Source organism: Pontibacter qinzhouensis, assembly GCF_008017455.1.
Lineage (GTDB): Bacteria > Bacteroidota > Bacteroidia > Cytophagales > Hymenobacteraceae > Pontibacter > Pontibacter qinzhouensis.
The window spans coordinates 1-16,756 of record NZ_VRTY01000030.1 but is presented as its reverse complement, the minus strand read 5'-3'; the positions used below and the strand labels follow the sequence as shown (position 1 = coordinate 16,756).

Annotated in this window: 14 protein-coding genes and 1 pseudogene; 2 read left to right on the top strand and 13 right to left on the bottom strand. The window is 44.4% G+C overall.

Going from position 1 to position 16,756, the window contains the following annotated elements; all coding sequences use genetic code 11:
• Positions 1-107 precede the first annotated feature (107 nt).
• The 8 genes and pseudogenes from dnaJ to FVR03_RS09705 all read right to left on the bottom strand — a co-directional run bounded on the left by dnaJ (position 108) and on the right by FVR03_RS09705 (position 9,045).
• Positions 108-1,259 carry a molecular chaperone DnaJ gene (dnaJ, locus tag FVR03_RS09740; protein WP_147921557.1) on the bottom strand — a complete coding sequence of 384 codons (1,152 nt, stop codon included), beginning with the start codon at positions 1,257-1,259 and terminating at the stop codon, positions 108-110.
• Positions 1,260-1,262: 3 nt separating this feature from the next.
• Positions 1,263-1,841, bottom strand: coding sequence for a nucleotide exchange factor GrpE (locus FVR03_RS09735; RefSeq protein ID WP_147921556.1), 579 nt, complete (start codon positions 1,839-1,841; stop codon positions 1,263-1,265).
• A 393-nt stretch (positions 1,842-2,234) separates the two neighbouring features.
• Positions 2,235-3,227, bottom strand: coding sequence for a GTPase ObgE (gene obgE / locus FVR03_RS09730; protein ID WP_147921555.1), 993 nt, complete (start codon positions 3,225-3,227; stop codon positions 2,235-2,237).
• A gap of 45 nt (positions 3,228-3,272) precedes the next feature.
• Positions 3,273-3,851, bottom strand: a complete 579-nt coding sequence (locus FVR03_RS09725) for an adenylate kinase (RefSeq protein ID WP_147921554.1) — start codon at positions 3,849-3,851, stop codon at positions 3,273-3,275.
• Positions 3,852-3,975: 124 nt separating this feature from the next.
• Positions 3,976-4,518 carry a hypoxanthine phosphoribosyltransferase gene (hpt, locus tag FVR03_RS09720; RefSeq protein ID WP_147921553.1) on the bottom strand — a complete coding sequence of 181 codons (543 nt, stop codon included), beginning with the start codon at positions 4,516-4,518 and terminating at the stop codon, positions 3,976-3,978.
• Between the two features lie 298 nt (positions 4,519-4,816).
• Entirely contained in the window at positions 4,817-7,054 is a 2,238-nt protein-coding gene (locus FVR03_RS09715) for a sodium-translocating pyrophosphatase (RefSeq protein WP_255474150.1), read from the bottom strand.
• A gap of 505 nt (positions 7,055-7,559) precedes the next feature.
• Positions 7,560-7,769: pseudogene (locus tag FVR03_RS09710) on the bottom strand (IS701 family transposase); the annotation flags it as partial.
• Positions 7,770-8,130: 361 nt separating this feature from the next.
• The gene (locus FVR03_RS09705) at positions 8,131-9,045 is read right to left on the bottom strand and encodes a M20/M25/M40 family metallo-hydrolase (RefSeq protein WP_147921551.1); all 915 of its coding nucleotides are present in this window, start codon (positions 9,043-9,045) and stop codon (positions 8,131-8,133) included.
• 108 nt (positions 9,046-9,153) lie between these two features.
• Here FVR03_RS09705 and FVR03_RS09700 point away from each other — a divergent pair, with 108 nt between their 5' ends.
• The gene (locus tag FVR03_RS09700) at positions 9,154-10,413 is read left to right on the top strand and encodes a tetratricopeptide repeat protein (RefSeq protein ID WP_147921550.1); all 1,260 of its coding nucleotides are present in this window, start codon (positions 9,154-9,156) and stop codon (positions 10,411-10,413) included.
• Here FVR03_RS09700 and FVR03_RS09695 read toward each other — a convergent pair.
• From FVR03_RS09695 to FVR03_RS09685, 3 genes are read right to left on the bottom strand one after another with little or no spacing between them, the layout of a single operon-like run.
• The gene (locus FVR03_RS09695; protein ID WP_147921549.1) at positions 10,410-11,483 is read right to left on the bottom strand and encodes a glycosyltransferase; all 1,074 of its coding nucleotides are present in this window, start codon (positions 11,481-11,483) and stop codon (positions 10,410-10,412) included. The genes FVR03_RS09700 and FVR03_RS09695 overlap by 4 nt on opposite strands.
• Positions 11,476-12,642, bottom strand: coding sequence for a glycosyltransferase (locus FVR03_RS09690; RefSeq protein ID WP_187270105.1), 1,167 nt, complete (start codon positions 12,640-12,642; stop codon positions 11,476-11,478). Before FVR03_RS09690 ends, FVR03_RS09695 begins: the two co-directional genes overlap by 8 nt.
• A 38-nt stretch (positions 12,643-12,680) precedes the next feature.
• Positions 12,681-13,853 (bottom strand): glycosyltransferase family 4 protein, encoded by a 1,173-nt coding sequence (locus tag FVR03_RS09685; protein ID WP_147921547.1) that lies wholly within the window; start codon positions 13,851-13,853, stop codon positions 12,681-12,683.
• Positions 13,854-14,023: 170 nt separating this feature from the next.
• Here FVR03_RS09685 and FVR03_RS09680 point away from each other — a divergent pair, with 170 nt between their 5' ends.
• Entirely contained in the window at positions 14,024-15,262 is a 1,239-nt protein-coding gene (locus FVR03_RS09680; RefSeq protein ID WP_147921546.1) for a polysialyltransferase family glycosyltransferase, read from the top strand.
• 48 nt (positions 15,263-15,310) lie between these two features.
• On the opposite strand, the gene FVR03_RS09675 is transcribed toward FVR03_RS09680, so the two are convergent.
• On the bottom strand, positions 15,311-16,279 hold the full coding sequence (locus tag FVR03_RS09675) for a UDP-glucuronic acid decarboxylase family protein (protein ID WP_147921545.1): 969 nt from the start codon (positions 16,277-16,279) through the stop codon (positions 15,311-15,313).
• A gap of 7 nt (positions 16,280-16,286) precedes the next feature.
• Positions 16,287-16,756, bottom strand: a 470-nt coding sequence (locus tag FVR03_RS09670; protein ID WP_147921544.1) for a UDP binding domain-containing protein, incomplete at its 5' end; no start/stop codon positions are given.

Genomic DNA, 16,756 nt, shown 5'->3' with positions numbered 1-16,756 from the left:
TCTTAATATAGCCCCAACATGCCGAAAGCTATTTTAACCAAAAAAGCCTGTCCTTTAAATAAAAGGCAGGCTTCTGGTGCTACTGTGGCAGTTGTTATTTAAGGATTTTACTGAAAGTAATCTTTCACTTTCTCGAAAAATCCTTTGTCGTTTTTGCCCGGGTGTGGCGTAAAGTTGTTCGAATCGCGCAGACGCTCTAAGGCGGCACGTTCGTCGCTGCTTAACGATTTAGGTGTCCAGACGTTGATGTGAATCAGCTGGTCGCCTTTACCGTAGCCGTTTATGTCTTTAATGCCTTTGCCACGCAGCCTGAATATTTCGCCGCTTTGTGTGCCTGGCTTAATATTTACTTTTACTTTGCCTGTAATGGTCGGCACTTCAATATCGGCGCCGAGGGCAGCATCTACAAAGCTAATATACTGGTCGAAGATAACGTTATTGCCATCTCGTTTCAGAGCCGGATGCACCTCTTCTTCAATCTGAATCAGCAGGTCGCCTGGCACACCTCCGCGTTCCGGCACATTGCCTTTGCCGCTCATAGAGAGCTGCATGCCATCCATTACACCGGCTGGCACATTTATAGTAATTACCTCTTCCTGCAGTTCTCTGCCGCTGCCGTGGCACACGTCGCAGTTTTTGGTTACAATGCGGCCTTCGCCGTTACAGGTAGGACATGTGGCTGTCGATACCATTTGGCCCAGCATGGTATTTACCACCTTGCGCACCTGCCCGGACCCCTGGCAGGAGTTACAGGTTTGCATGTCGGTGCCGTTTTTGGCGCCGTTGCCGCCACAGGTGCCGCAGGCTACATGGCGTTTTACTTTTATCTTTTTCTCAACCCCGTTAGCAATTTCTTCGAGGTTTAGTTTAAGCTTAATGCGCAGGTTAGAGCCTTTACGGGTACGTCGGCCACCACCTTGTCTGCCACCGCTAAAGAAGCTCTCAAAAGGGCTGCCGCCCCCGCCACCGAAGATGTCGCCGAACTGGGAGAAGATATCTTCCATGTTCATGCCACCGCCGCCGCCAAAGCCGCCGTTCATGCCCTGGTGCCCGAACTGGTCGTAGCGCTGGCGCTTCTGCTCGTTGCTTAGCACCTCATAGGCCTCTGCTGCTTCCTTAAACTTGTCTTCGGCAGTAGGGTCGTCCGGGTTCTTGTCGGGGTGAAACTTGATAGCGATTTTGCGGTAAGCTTTCTTTATCTCTTCCTGCGTAGCACCCTTGCTTACCCCCAAAATCTCGTAATAATCTCTCTTAGCCATTACTTAAGCTCCTATAATTACTTTCGCAAAACGGATCACTTTTTCGTTTAAAGTGTATCCCTTCTCAATAACATCTACTATCTTACCTTTAAGATCATCTGAAGGAGCCGGAATTTGTGTAACAGCCTCATGGAAGTCGCTGTTAAAGTCATCACCCGCACTTATTTCGATTACTTTCAGCCCTTTTTGCTGTACTACATGCTCTAGTTTATGGAAAACAAGGTCCAGCCCCTGCAAAGCAGAATCTACATCATGTGCTTCTACTAAAGCCTGCTTCGCACGCTCCATATCGTCGAGCACTGGTAGCAGGTTGCCCATCAGATCCTGAGTAGCAGTTTTAGACAGATCTATGCGCTCTTTGGCTGTTCTGCGTCTGAAATTTTCAAACTCAGCCATCAGGCGGATGTATTTATCTTTCATTTCTGCCAGCTCTATGGCAGTAGTATCATTGTTTTCTGTTGCACCTGACAGGTCAGACTGCTCATCTGCCTCTGCCTGCTCCTGACCATTTTCTTCCAGATTGGCAGTTGTATCCTCTAATTCGTCGTTATGCTGCTCGTTCCTGTTTTTATTCTCTGACATAATGCCTTAAATAGTTAAGTTGATAAGTCACCATCTCCTTTTCAATTAACTTGCCAAACCTGCCCCCGTGACATAGTGGCACATAATTGGTATAATCGGGTGACTTTATTTTATTCGTTGTGAAGAATATGTGTAATGGCAAGATTAGTAACGCTAAAGCTGCTGCTATGCTTCTGTCCTGCCTGCTACCCCTGATCTACTAAATGTTCTAAAGTGAAATTAGGTTCAGCGGTGTTCTTCTGAAATTTAACTTCTGGTAAAAAGGTGGAGCCTTACCTACAAAAAAATCGGTAGAGAGCTATAAAACTCTCTACCGACTGTTATTTTCTGTTGCTTTAGGTACCACTGCTCTACATGTTCGGAGAACGAAGTAGCTTTGGCGCCTGCCTTTCCTTAGCTGTTCAGCGCTTGCCAGATCAGATCTTTGAGCTGCCCTATATTTTTCTGAGTTACACTGGAGATAAACACCGTAGGCAAACCATCCGGCAGCGTTTGTCTTATCTCCTCTTCCAGCTCCTCATCAATCATATCGGTTTTAGTAATGGCCAGAATTCGCTTTTTATCGAGCAGTTCAGGGTTGTATTTCTCCAGCTCCGTTAGCAGCACATGGTATTCTTCGGCTATATCCGGGCTATCGCAGGCAACCATAAAGAGCAGCATGGAGTTACGTTCTATGTGCCGCAAAAAGCGAAGTCCTAAACCCTTACCCTCTGAGGCACCCTCAATAATACCCGGAATATCGGCCATCACAAAGGATTTGTAGTCGCGGTAAGCCACCACGCCCAGGTTAGGTGCCAAGGTTGTAAAAGCGTAGTTGGCGATTTTAGGCTTGGCAGCAGAAACCACCGAAAGCAGTGTAGATTTGCCTGCGTTCGGGAAACCAACCAGGCCAACATCGGCCAGCAACTTCAGTTCCAGCACCACCCATTCCTCTATGCCGGGTTCGCCGGGCTGTGCGTAGCGGGGTGTCTGGTTTGTAGGTGATTTAAAGTGTGCGTTGCCCAGGCCTCCGCGGCCTCCGGGTGTCAGAATGATTTCCTGGCCATGCTGCGTAATCTCGCACTTAACCTCGCCTGTTTCAGCATCTCTGGCAATAGTACCCAAGGGTACCTCCAGCACTTCATCATGTCCCTGCGCACCGGAAGAGTGGTCGGGGCCGCCGTTAAGTCCGTTCTCGGCAATCACATGTTTCCGGAACTGCAGGTGCAGCAGAGTCCAGAGTTGCGAGTTGCCGCGCAGGATAATGTGTCCGCCTCTGCCACCGTCGCCGCCATCGGGACCACCTTTTGCGGTTTTCTTATCGCGGTGCAAATGTGCAGAGCCGCCACCTCCACGGCCGGAGCGCGAGCAGATCTTAACGTAATCTATAAAGTTTGATGATGCCAAACCGGGTGTTTAAAACTATGAGACTAATGGTTAATGCCCTGGCAACTATTGCTTCAGGCTATCGATATGCTGGCAAAGCTGTCCGAATATTTCATCGATTTCGCCTATGCCATCAACCGCAAAAAATTTACCCTGGCCAGTGTAGTAATCTGCTACTGGTGCGGTTTTGGTGTTGTACTCCTGCACGCGCTTCCGAATCAGTTCTTCGTTCTGGTCGTCGGGGCGGCCAGAAGTCTGGCCACGCAGCAACAAGCGGTTTGTCAGTTCTTCGTCGTCTACCTGAAGGGCCAGCATGGCTGTGATTTCTGTTTCATTCTCCTGCAGGAGTTTATCCAGGCTTTGCGCTTGCGGCACGGTACGTGGGAAACCATCAAAAATAAAACCTGAAGCAGTGGAGTGCTCCTTCACTTTGTTTGCGATCATGCCGATCACCACTTCATCAGGAACCAGTATACCGTTGTCCATCAAAGACTTAGCCTTCAGGCCAAGCTCAGAACCAGCCGCTATCTCAGATCGTAATAAGTCTCCGGTTGAGAGGTGGATAAGGTTGTACTTTTCAATTAATTTCTGACTTTGTGTTCCCTTTCCAGCTCCTGGAGGGCCAAACAAAACAATGTTGAGCATATCTTTTCGTGAATGTAAAAAGCAAAAGTAATTATAAAATTAAAATTTTGTTCGTTTTTAAGGCGACAACCTGCACAAAAATTTTGTTTGCCAATTCAGGCAATCAGGTTGTAGTTTTTGGCGCTTAAGATACAATTTTGTATATGTCGCGCAGGTTACGCCCAATGCCGTTATAATCGAGGCCATAGCCTACCACGAAGTCGTTTGGAATGTTTTTAGCAACATACTTCAGCTCGATCTGGTGCTGCAGGCACTCCGGCTTTACGAGCAACGCCGCTACCTCCAGCGAAGCCGGCTGCTTATCGAGCAACTGTTGTTCCAGCCCCTGCAAGGTATGGCCTGTATCTACAATATCTTCCAGCACCACTACATGGCGGCCTTTTATATCATCCACCAGGCCTAGTACTTCTTTTACATTGCCTGTGCTCTGCATATCCTTGTAAGAAGAGAGACGCACAAAGGCAATTTCGCATGGCACCGTTACCCGCTTCAGCAAGTCAGTAGCAAACATAAAGGAGCCATTGAGCACGGCCAGAAACAAGGGGTTCTTCTCCTGGTAATCCTTGTTGATCTCATCGGCCAGCATTTGAATGCGAGCAAGAATTTCCTCCTCAAAAATATAGGTGCTGAACTGGCAATCGTGCAAGGTTACTATCCGAGGTTCCATGGGTCTGACGTTGATGATCTAAACAAAGGTAAGTATAAATAAAAAATAAGCCCAACTTTGCGCTTATCCGCTGTTGGTTTTTTACTTCAGGCGTTGCAGCAGAAGGAGCCTTTGTTTGTTTAAAGTATGCCTGCCACCCGATTCCGGAAAAGAAGGCAAAACTTTAAATATCAAAAAAAGCTTCTTAAAACCACTGTTCTACTGCCCGCCAGCAAAAATTAACGTCAGAATAAGGCAAGATTGGGCTTTTATATTCAGGCAACTAGTATGTAGCTGTGCCTTAAATTAAAAACAGAGATTAAGGCAGCGTTATAATTTTAGTCGTTTCTGCCTGCATAGCCGTGGTTAAAGGCAGTTCCTGTATTGTTTCCATGTTGATCTCGATGGGACGTTCGGGTATCGGAGGAGTTTGGTCTAACGCAATGTGTGGTGCAATTACCAGCGAAACAATAGACATGAGCTTGATCAGGATGTTCATGGATGGCCCGGAGGTATCCTTAAACGGATCGCCTACGGTATCGCCGGTAACGGAAGCTTTGTGCGGCTCAGAGCCTTTGTACTCCATTTTTCCGTTAATCTCTACACCTTTCTCAAACGATTTCTTGGCATTGTCCCAGGCACCGCCTGCGTTAGACTGGAACATGGCCATCAGCACACCCGACACGGTAACACCTGCCAGTAAACCGCCTAAAATCTCAGGAGACGACGTATCGGCAAAAACACCTCTAAAGCCGAACCCAACAATAATCGGAACAATGAGCGCTATGGCACCCGGCAACATCATTTCCCGGATGGCGGCTTTGGTAGAAATGGCTACGCATTTATCGTATTCGGGCATACCTGTTCCCTCCATAATACCCGGAATTTCGCGGAACTGCCGGCGTACTTCGTGCACCATAGCCATGGCCGCTCTGCCCACCGCCGCAATACAGAGCGCTGAAAAAATAAACGGAATCATGGCTCCTATAAACAAACCTGCCAATACGGGTGCTTTATATAAGTCGATGCTGGAGATACCGGCTATGCCCACAAAAGCGGCGAACAGCGCCAGCGAGGTAAGCGCGGCAGAGGCTATAGCAAAACCTTTACCGGTTGCTGCTGTGGTATTACCTACTGCATCCAGAATATCGGTGCGGCCGCGCACCTCTTTTGGCAACTCGCTCATTTCGGCTATACCACCGGCGTTGTCAGCTATCGGCCCAAAGGCATCTATGGCAAGTTGCATGGCGGTAGTAGCCATCATGCCAGCCGCTGCAATAGCCACACCATATAAACCGGCTGCTGCATACGAAAGCACAATACCGGCGGCCAGCACAATAATAGGCAAAACAGTAGAGTGCATACCCACTGCCAGACCGGCAATTATGTTGGTGGCATGCCCCGTAGACGATTGCTGCACAATTGAGTTAACCGGGCCTTTGCCCATAGCCGTGTAGTATTCTGTGATAATACTCATTAAGGAGCCAACCACCAGCCCCACCAGTACTGCCAGAAACACACCATTAGCAGTAAACTCAAAATTACGCAACGACAGGTTCTCGGGAAGAAGCCAGTGAATGGCAACATAAGCACCAACAGCTGTCAGAATAACCGATATCCAGTTGCCGAGGTTAAGGGCGGCCTGCACATTGCCTCCTTCTTTTACCCGTACAAAGAGCATCCCGATAAGCGAAAATATTATACCGAGGCCTGCAATGAGCATAGGCAGAATTATTGGCGAGAGTCCTCCGAAGCTATCGGTTACTTCTACCTCACGGCCCAGCACCATGGTTGCCAGAATGGTGGCTACATACGAACCAAAAAGGTCGGCTCCCATACCAGCTACGTCGCCTACGTTATCGCCAACGTTATCGGCAATAGTGGCAGGGTTACGGGGATCGTCTTCGGGTATGCCTGCCTCTACTTTACCTACCAGGTCGGCACCCACATCGGCTGCTTTGGTATAAATACCGCCACCTACACGGGCAAAGAGGGCAATACTTTCTGCACCTAGCGAGAAACCGGTGAGCACCTCCAGGGCACGCTCCATCTCGAGGCCATTTACTTCCGCGCCAGTGCTCTGTACAAACATGTAGTAAAACACAATAAACAAAGACCCAAGGCCCAGCACGGCCAGGCCAGCCACACCCATGCCCATAACAGTGCCGCCCGCAAACGATACCTCCAGCGCTTTAGACAGGCTGGTACGGGCAGCCTCTGCTGTGCGAACGTTGGCTTTGGTGGCAATGCGCATGCCTATAAAACCTGCCAGAGCCGACAAAAATGCCCCGATCAGAAACGAAACCACAATAAGCCAATGCGATCGTTCGCTGGTATAGCCCAGGTAAAAAAGGAACAGCGAAGCAATAACAGCAAAGTAGAAAAGCACTTTGTACTCTGCCTTTAAAAAAGCCATGGAACCATCGGCTATGTGCTTGGCAATTGTACTCATGCGCTCGTTGCCAGCAGGCTGTTTCGTGACCCAGGCAGACCTGAACAAGGTGTATAAAAGAGCAGCTAATCCGAAACCGGGAATTGCGTAAAGGATATTTTCCATAAAGAAAGCGTTGGGTTTTGAATTGTGAAATGTACTCTTTAAAGAAAAGCGTTTGTATTGAAATATCCTAACGAATAGTAGCATTAATCTTTAGTAGTTGTTTCTGCGCAAATTGTTCTGCACTAACCTCTTGCAGCATTGTATTACAAGTTCTAACGCAGCTTAAATTTGAAATGTAGCGAAGTATAATTTAATCAGGAAAACAACTTGAAGCAACGAAGCCAGAATTGAACAAAATAAAGCATTACCCACTGTCTATCAACAGTTTATATATAAATTTAATGCTATATTGATTTGCGATGGATTGCCTGGTAAATAATTGTGGCAATCACAGCTTCTGTTAAGCGATGGTTACCACAATTATTTAAATGAAAATAGCCTTCAGAAGGTTTTTTTGGCTTTTTGTGCCAAGGGTAGTAAGAAGTTAGTTACCAAAAGTCAGGTACATAGTTTTCTTTTGAAGTATATTGATGCTTCGCCAGGTTAATTAACTCTATCATAGGAGTTACGCATAGTTATAAATGAATTCCCGCTGCAACTGGAGAAAAAGCTTCTTCTGGAGGGCATATACATTCTCTATAATTTTGTCCTGGCTCATCCAGGTGAGTCTCTGGAAGGCCCGCAGCACACAGAAGATGTGATTCTGGATAGCTTGCGTCTGTCGCACAAAGAAATGCTGGGCATGGCACTCCTGCTTGATAGTGCGGAAGCACTCCATGCGAGAACTCCAGAACCTCACTGGCCTTTACGCAGCTAACTTTGCGCGGCTCACTCAACAAACAGGCAATATACTGGGCAGATTCCATGGCTTTTATTAATGGGATCCGAAACCAAAGAAGTCTGCATAACTCCTATATCAATCAAATTGGAGAAGCACTATAAGACTACTCTAATGTTCATCAAAATGAATGAGCAGGATCCTCCCAATTCTCATATTACCAAAACAACCGTTTCGCCATTCGGCCTTTCAACAAACAACAACTAAGCATCAACAACCAAATTATTTGAATGAAACCGGCCTTCAGAAGCTTTTCAGGCGTTTTGGAGTCAAGGGTTAGAGGCCTTTGGGTTATTCTCTACAGCTTCTCCATCAGCGCTTTATAAAGGGCTACCATGCTGGCGATATCTTTTTTATTTACGATTTCGTTTGGCGAGTGCACATGATCTTCGGGAGCACCTACAAAGCACCAGTCCCAGGGGTAATGGCTGCGTTGTAGTTCCTTGGCATCACTGCCTCCGGCGCCTTCTACCTCCAACTGGAAAGGTACGCCTGCCTCTTTGGCTATGCTTATAATTCGCTGCACATACGATCTTCTCGGAATCAGGCTATCGCGCATGGATATTACGACGCCATTGCCGGGCTGCACCCCTTCCGTTACCCACGTTATATCTGAAATAAGCCCCTGCTGCACCCCGTACTGCTCATAAATGTACCTGGAGAGGTAAGCCACAGAACCACCACCATGTTCTTCCCAGCAACTGAAGGCAATAATACCATTTTCCAGGGTTTCGGCCACCTGTAGCGCATTCCAGACTCCTAGCCTGTTATCGAGGTAGCACGATTGTACGGTTTCATCGGTTTCCCGGAAATCAGACTTAAAAACCAGCTCCGTCCCTCGCTCAATTTCGCGCTCAAAGTTGTAGGTCAGTTCGCCCTCTTCGGTATCATAGGCAAGAGTGCATTCAATAGGTCCCTGCTCGTCCTGACCCACCAGCGTATAGCCGTCTTTTACATCGGGGCCGCCAATTGGCACCAGTTGGTTGCCATAGCGCACGGTAAAACCAATAGAATCTATGTGGGCAAAAATGGCTGTTCGGGGTTCTCCAAAAACCAGCAATATGCAATCCTGAAAGGCAGTTCCGGTCAGTACCTGTGGTTTCACTTTCCACTGAACTTTATGCTTCTCTATATAGTTTATCAGGAAGTCGGATAGCATTTTTTCGTTACCTGACGGCGCATGTATTTTACAGAGTTGTTTCAGTAGATTCATTTTAAAATTCAATGGTTATCATTCAAATTTAGCATAATTGTTGTTACTTTTAGCTTTTCAGTACCTGAGAGGCAGTTTAACCGAAACACCTGCATTGTATTCCTGTTCATGAAAATATTCCTTTTTGTTGCTGCGAGCATCTTAGTACCTTTTCTTGCCTCTGCCCAACTGCAGGAGCCTCAGGCTGATACCACACAGTCGGACTCCATTTACATGCCTGAATACGACTTTTCGGAGGTAGAGGTGCTGCCGGAGGGGAACGTGAAGGGAATGCTGCTGATTAATAAGGAAATACAGTATGAACTGGAAGGCGCTGTGGATAACATGTACAATTTTAAGTATGAGCGTGCCGAAAAGCAGTTTAAGTCGTTGCGCCGCCGCTACCCGGAGCACCCGATGCCTTATTTCCTGATGGGCCTGAGCAACTGGTGGAAGATTGTACCTACCAACATCCAGACCATGCAGTACGACGACCTGTTCTTCGCCTACATGGACAGCACCGTACAAAAAGCAGATAAACTCTACAGCCAGGACAACAAAAACTTTGAAGCAGCCTTTTTTCTGGCCGCTGCCTATGGCTTTGAGGCCCGGCTACATTCGGAGCGCAGCAACTGGCGCAAAGCCACCGTCGCCAGCAAACGCGCCCTTGAGTACATGGAGAAAGCCAAGTCTGGCAATGGTTTGAGCCCGGAGTTCCTGTTCGGCGAGGCGCTCTTTAACTACTACTCAATCTGGATTCATGAAAACTACAAGCTCCTGCGCCCTGTGCTCGCTTTCTTTCCTAGCGGCGACAAACGCCTGGGCATAAAGCAACTCAGCCATGTAGCCAATAATGGTTTCTATACAGCTACAGAGGCCAAGTTTTTCCTGATGCGCATTTACGCAAACGAAGAAGGTAACCTGGTTGATGCCTTACGTGTATCAAGGGACCTTATTACCCGCTACCCCGACAATGCCTACTTCCACAGAACCTATGCCCGCCTGCTGTTTGTGCAAGGTCATTTTACCATGGCAGAGCAAGTATCTGAAGACATATTACACAAACTGGATCAAAAAATGCCTGGTTACGAAGCTATCAGCGGACGCTACGCCTCCTATGTGCTGGCCTACATTAACCAGAACAAATACCGCGATTTTGTAAGAGCTAAACAACACTACCGACAGGTTATCAAGTTTACAGAATTAACAGGCGAGAAGGATTCAGGCTATTACCTGAACTCGTTTTTGAACCTGGCCAGAATTGCGAAGGAGGAGAAAGACATGAAAGAAGCGAAACGCTATTACACCATCGTAATAAACAACAGTGATAAGAAATCTGATAATTTTAAAGAGGCGCGTACTTTCTTAAAACACAACAAGAAGATTTAGGTAAACAGGCCCATAAATTTTTTCAAGTTGGCCTTAACTGAGTAATGTTCGGCTACATGTGCCCGTCCAGCCGCCCCCATCTCTACTCTTAACGGAGCATTTACCAACAGTTGCTCCAGCCGCAAGTACCACTCCTGCTCATTGTCGCAGCAGAAGCCGGTATAGCCATCAACAACTGCTTCTGTGTTTGCCCCGATCTTAGAAACAACTGCCGGTATGCCCAGCGCCATGTACTGTAAGGCCTTAAAGGCGCATTTCCCTTTGGCCCACTCCGTATCAGGAAGAGGCATGATACCAATGGAGAATTGCAAAAGATCGTTTACTTCGGTCTCTTTTTTCCAGGGAACATACCTGTAAGAGACTTTCTGTAAATACGGGTCCTGATCTGCTATAACCATAAAATCGAACTCATGCTGCTGCGCCAACCGGTGCAATACGGGTTCTACTAAAGTCAGGTATGGCAAGGTAGAGTGAGAGCCTGTCCAGCCAATTCTGATCGTTTGGCTAAGCTTCTGCTTTTCCCGCCCATGTTCCTCCCGAATATCAATGGTAGTGGGCAAAAGAACGGCTGCTGTATTAAATTGCAGTGCGTATTGCTGTAAATACCTATTGCCACAACTCACTTTATAGCTCCACCTGCAGATGTCAGCCGTTTTGTGGTGCCATTTTAACCTGGCAACTGCTTTATTTCCTGCAGAAGTGTTGGGTAGCCAGATGGCATCGTCGAAGTCATATATCATTTTTTTTCGCCACACTTTTGCCACCAGCCACTCAAACCAGGGCGGACCAATGGGTGTAGCCTCTCGGTGGATGAACACAAACTCGTACTTATGAAGATGGGGCAACAGCAAAAGCCGATTCAGGAAACCCTGCATTAATCCTAGGAGTTTTGGAAAAGTTTTGCCTTTCTGGTAAAGCAAACGCCAGCTGGTGCTGCTCCAAAACGAAGCTACTTCTACTAAAAAACCCTCCTGCTGCAGCTTCGGCAAGTATTGTTCAAACCTAAAACGCTGAGAAGCCGCCTGCCCCTGTGGGTAGGGCACCACAAAAAGCACACGTGTCTCAGCCATTCAGTTTCTCTCCCAGGAAATACTCATAAGCCTCTCTGATCTGATCTGGTGACCGGTATTTTATTGCCAGCCCCCGTATCTGCTCGCGGTGCCCTGGTTGTTTTATAATCTCCTGTATCTTCAGGATTGCCTTTTCAACGCTACCTTCTTCTTTTAAATTAAAAAGAGCACCTCCGCCTTCATTCTTGATAATGTCACTATCGTCTCCTACACCTTCTGTGAGCAGCACAGGCAGACCGCTGGCCCAGTATTCACCTATTTTAACGGGGGATAGATACTTTTTGGAAGGACCTGGTTTATAGGTAGCAAACGCAAAGTCTGCTGCAGAGAGGTATGCTGCTACTTCGTTGTGCTGCACGGACATGACCTTCACCTTTCTTACATCAAGCTGGTGCCGCAACAAATCTTTATTTATTTCAACATGATCCTGTGGTGACAATATAAGTAAACGGAAGCCAGGAATTATTTCAAAGCAAATCTTATAAATCGCAAATGCTTCGTTTTGGTAATATAAACCGCCAAACTTACCTACGTAAACACCAATAACCTCCTGCTGCCATTCTAGTTTTTCTCTAAATGCATATCGATGAGAGGCCAGGAATTGAAAGTGATCTAAGTTGGTGGTACACGCAATTGTTCTCAACTTTTCAGGTGGCACTCCTTCCTTTTCTAGCAATTGTCGGTATTGCTCAGAAACTGGCAATAGGCCAGTCGCGTACTGCTTTTGCTTTTTCTCCCAATAACTCTGAAATCTGTACTTCAAGCCACTTCGGCTCCAAACACCAGACTCTAGCATATAAGCAGCATGCGGTTCGAAAAGGCTTACGTAAAATGGAATCTTGGTTTGCTTCCAAACTTTGTAAGCTAAAGCTCCGGCGGGTGCTCCGTGGGCTATGATAAGTGTAATTTTATATTGCCTACTTAAATGAACCAACAGTTTAGGAAAAAGTATAAAATCAAATATTTTATTCAGGATACTTATTGAATAATTTTTTGAATAAATTGGCACATGCTCGACACTATCTGGCAACATATTGTCTTCTAAAGCCAACTTATGTCCTTCCCGCTCTATTGTTATAAATAAAATTGAATTTATAAAGGAAAGCTTCTGAAGCTCCTGAAGGCACGGCAATACTGTTGCTTGTGTTAAACCATCCATAAGGGACCAATAACACATAAATATTATCCTCCTTACAATCATACTTGGCTCTGTGGTTCTATAAGTTCCATAAGCTGTTCAACATGCTTTTCAAGCGAGAATGTGTTATTAAGAACATTTTTAACCTTATCCTGATTAATCAATGTTGTATATCGGTGGTTAAAAATATAATTTAACTTTTCAAGGCAATCCTCTATATCGCCAGGCCTAAATAAATAACCTGTTTCTTTATGACTGATGATTTCATTGATACCCCTTGTATCTGAAGCTAATACTAAAGTTTTCGTTTGCAGTGCTTCTAAAACCACCATCCCCAATCCTTCTAAATACGACGGCACAACAACCATATTGGATATACTCATCAATTTCAGAAGAAATCTCCGTTCTACTCCTCTACGAAGTTCAATATACGACTGCAGACCAACTGACACTATAGTATCTTTAATATTATTCAGTATATCCCCGTCTCCAATAATTATTAATGTCACATCATTTTGGGTCAATTTATTTTGCTTAACAAATTGACTAAATACTGTTATAAAAAATAGTTGTCCTTTATTATGGTCGAGCCTGCCAGGCAACAATATTTTGAATTTGTTATTACTAAATTTTATAGAGCTGTCAACATATTTATTTATTATGTTCTCAGGTACAGATGACATAGGGTTATAAATCACTTTGTGGTTCTTGATCTTTATGAAATTATTTTCAATGTCAGCTTTTACTGCTTGTGAAACAGAAACATGCACATCATCACTTATTTTGGCTAATTGTGCAAAAACTAAATGGAATAATTTCCTTCTTAAAGTGTTATTTGGAAATTGCTCAAACTGTGGGAAATGAAAATATTGAACTAACCTGAACGTGTTTTTGCTTTTTAATAAACACTTTACAACCCTCATATTAAAATGCCCATAAGGAGCATGTGCAAATACAACTTCAATCTTTTTGCTAGTGACTATACTTACTAGTGATTTAATTATTTTGACTGAATTAAAAAGTGCTTTAACAGAAAGGTAAGTTTCGCTACTATGTAATTCAATTACTTTATCTGGTGGTAGATTAAAGGGTGAGTAATCTAATTTTATAGAAGATAGCACAACCACTGTGATATTTAGATTTTTAAGTAGGAGTTCGTCTACTTGTGACGTCACCAACGATGTAATGCCTTCATGTGCAATTACAGGAACTACAATCAAGATATTTGCCATATAAAAATAGGTTATTATCTTTATTTTTTACGCTTCATATTGAATAAGTCCTTATTTAGAATTAGGTTATTAAAACGGCACCTGAAAATTTGTCCAGCATACAAAAGATCAACATAAGCATATATTCAATCAGACTATAGAGAATCTTTTAAGGAATACAACTAAACAAAATGTCAGTCAAACCTAACATATTAATTGTCGGAAATTATAATAGAGAAGATGTAGTTACTGCGTTTCACGCCTTAATTACATCTTTTAACCTATATTTTGCAGAGTTCATATCCTACAAAGAAGAGACTAGCAATTATTATAAAACATTTGGAAAGGCAGTTTATTGGAGTGACTACAATAATGCATTTGATCTACTTGCGCAAATAAAGCCTCATAAAGTACTCTTTATTTTTATTGAATCATATCATCATATGGCTCTAAGTTTAGCTTGCAAACAATTAGGCATTAAAACTATCATAATAGATCATGGCTTGAGGGATGAGAATATAAATATGAGATTAGCAAAATTTTTCGTTCGATCCCCTAAAAAAACATCTTTAATTAAACGGACTTCTAAAGTAGTAAAGCAATTTAAAGAAAGGTTAAGAGGTCAGTTATTCTTAATTCGAACAAAATCTCACTTAGAAAAACAATACCAGGAATTCTTTACAGAGTTCTGCAAAATCAGATCAAGGATTGGTTATGAAAAAACTGTTATAGAAATTAATTCACCTTTGTGTTTGCCTAATGCATATATATCCTTTAGCGAAAAGAACAGTAATGGTCATTTCCCATTTTATCTTTTTAGTCACCAATTTGAATCTTACTTTATTGGCATACCTCTATTCGACTCATTACCTAAAATAAATAAAGAAGAGCGTTTACATCAAAATATTTTATTTATTGATCAAGGATTAAATTGTAGAAATTTATTAGGCTGGACAGACTCAAATTACTCAAATTTCCTTTCTTCATTATCTTATAATCCTCAGTTTGAAAGATTTAAATTTTACATAAAACTGCATCCCACTCAAACTGTCGAAAACCTTTATTTAGTAAAGAATAAAAATTTTGAATTGATAGATGACAACAAACTCATAAACATATTACCATCTACCTATATCATTATTGGCTTCTTCTCCACCTATCTGCTACCCCTTGCCGCGATGGAGCACACCACTGTCATAACTTTAGAAAACCATCCCGTAGGCAAACTGGATGTATCGAAATCGTTTATAGATGCAGGTGTTGCACATCCGGTGTATAATATGCAGGAGCTTGACTGGGCGCTGCAGCATATCGATCAACTGCACCAGCAACAACTTCCTAACAAGCCAAAATTTACGGAAGATTGGCTTTACAAATTTGATGGAAAAAGTGGCGAGCGGCTGCGTGACATTTTGTTGCAGGATACTTAAAAGAAAAGAGGCTCAGGTTATGTTAACCTAAGCCTCTTTTCTTTTTACTTAGAAGCTTCTCGCCTCTTTAGGTTCTACATGGATGTTCTCTTTAAAGTACTCCAGTGTTCTTCTAAGTCCTTCCTCACGACCTACCTGTGGTTCCCATCCGAGAACTTCTCTGGCTTTGGTAATGTCTGGCTGGCGTTTCTGCGGATCATCTTTCGGTAGTGGCTGGTATTCAAGCTTCAGTTCCACGCCTGTAAGTTTGCATATTTCTTCAGCAAATTGCTTAATCGTAATTTCAGACGGATTCCCGATGTTTACCGGATAAGCATAATCGCTTAACAGCAAACGGTAAATACCTTCTATCAGGTCGTCTACATAGCAGAAAGACCTTGTCTGAGAACCATCACCAAAAATACTCAAAGGTTCACCTCGCAGAGCCTGGCTCAGGAACGCTGGCAACACACGGCCGTCGTTCAGGCGCATGCGAGGACCATAGGTGTTGAATATACGAACAATGCGGGTTTCTAAGCCGTGGTGCATGTGGTAAGCCATAGTCATGGCCTCCTGGAAGCGCTTAGCCTCGTCGTAGCAGCCACGTGGCCCCACTGGGTTTACATTACCCCAATAATCTTCTGTTTGGGGGTGTACTAGCGGATCGCCGTATACTTCTGATGTAGAAGCAATTAACATACGGGCATTCTTGTTTCTGGCAAGGCCGAGCAGGTTGTGTGTACCCAAAGAACCAACTTTCAGCGTCTGGATCGGAATCTTCAGGTAGTCTATAGGGCTGGCCGGAGATGCAAAGTGCAGGATATAATCCAGCTTACCAGGTATATGCACAAATTTAGAAACATCGTGGTGGTAAAACTCAAAATTCTCGAGTTGAAAAAGATGCTCTATGTTGCTCAAGTTTCCGGTTATCAGATTGTCCATGGCAATTACATGGTAATCTTCTTTAATTAACCGGTCACAAAGGTGAGATCCCAGGAAGCCTGCGCCTCCTGTTACTAATACACGTTTTCTTGACATAATGTTGTTATACTGCTGCGTTTTCCTGTTCTACGGTTTGTTTAACACCGATGCCGTAATATACGAAACCTTTTTCACGCAATTCAGCTGCATCGTAAATATTACGTCCATCAAATACGACACGGTCTTTCATAAGTTTACCAACTACGTTAAAGTTAGGTGCTCTGAATTCCGGCCATTCTGTAACTAAAAGCAGGGCATCTGCATCAATCAACGCTTCGTATTCGTCTTTCCCATAGTGAATAGAGTCTCCAAGTGTATGCTCTGCTTCCTTCATAGCCACCGGGTCGTAGGCTCTAACGCTGGCACCTTGCTCCAACAGTTTCTCAATTATCACCAATGACGGTGCTTCGCGCATATCGTCGGTTTTTGGTTTAAAGGAAAGCCCCCAGATGGCAAACGTTTTTCCGGCCAAATCTCCGTTAAAGTGCTTGTTTATTTTATTGAACAGTACAGATTTCTGGTTCTCGTTTACTT

Bases quoted from the DNA above. Each gene is read 5' to 3' on its own strand.
- dnaJ (WP_147921557.1), bottom strand. From the start codon at position 1,259: ATGGCTAAGAGAGATTATTACGAGATTTTGGGGGTAAGCAAGGGTGCT.
- FVR03_RS09735 (WP_147921556.1), bottom strand. From the start codon at position 1,841: ATGTCAGAGAATAAAAACAGGAACGAGCAGCATAACGACGAATTAGAG.
- FVR03_RS09725 (WP_147921554.1), bottom strand. From the start codon at position 3,851: ATGCTCAACATTGTTTTGTTTGGCCCTCCAGGAGCTGGAAAGGGAACA.
- hpt (WP_147921553.1), bottom strand. From the start codon at position 4,518: ATGGAACCTCGGATAGTAACCTTGCACGATTGCCAGTTCAGCACCTAT.
- FVR03_RS09715 (WP_255474150.1), bottom strand. From the start codon at position 7,054: ATGGAAAATATCCTTTACGCAATTCCCGGTTTCGGATTAGCTGCTCTT.
- FVR03_RS09705 (WP_147921551.1), bottom strand. From the start codon at position 9,045: ATGAATCTACTGAAACAACTCTGTAAAATACATGCGCCGTCAGGTAAC.
- FVR03_RS09700 (WP_147921550.1), top strand. From the start codon at position 9,154: ATGAAAATATTCCTTTTTGTTGCTGCGAGCATCTTAGTACCTTTTCTT.
- FVR03_RS09695 (WP_147921549.1), bottom strand. From the start codon at position 11,483: ATGGCTGAGACACGTGTGCTTTTTGTGGTGCCCTACCCACAGGGGCAG.
- FVR03_RS09690 (WP_187270105.1), bottom strand. From the start codon at position 12,642: ATGGATGGTTTAACACAAGCAACAGTATTGCCGTGCCTTCAGGAGCTT.
- FVR03_RS09685 (WP_147921547.1), bottom strand. From the start codon at position 13,853: ATGGCAAATATCTTGATTGTAGTTCCTGTAATTGCACATGAAGGCATT.
- FVR03_RS09680 (WP_147921546.1), top strand. From the start codon at position 14,024: ATGTCAGTCAAACCTAACATATTAATTGTCGGAAATTATAATAGAGAA.
- FVR03_RS09675 (WP_147921545.1), bottom strand. From the start codon at position 16,279: ATGTCAAGAAAACGTGTATTAGTAACAGGAGGCGCAGGCTTCCTGGGA.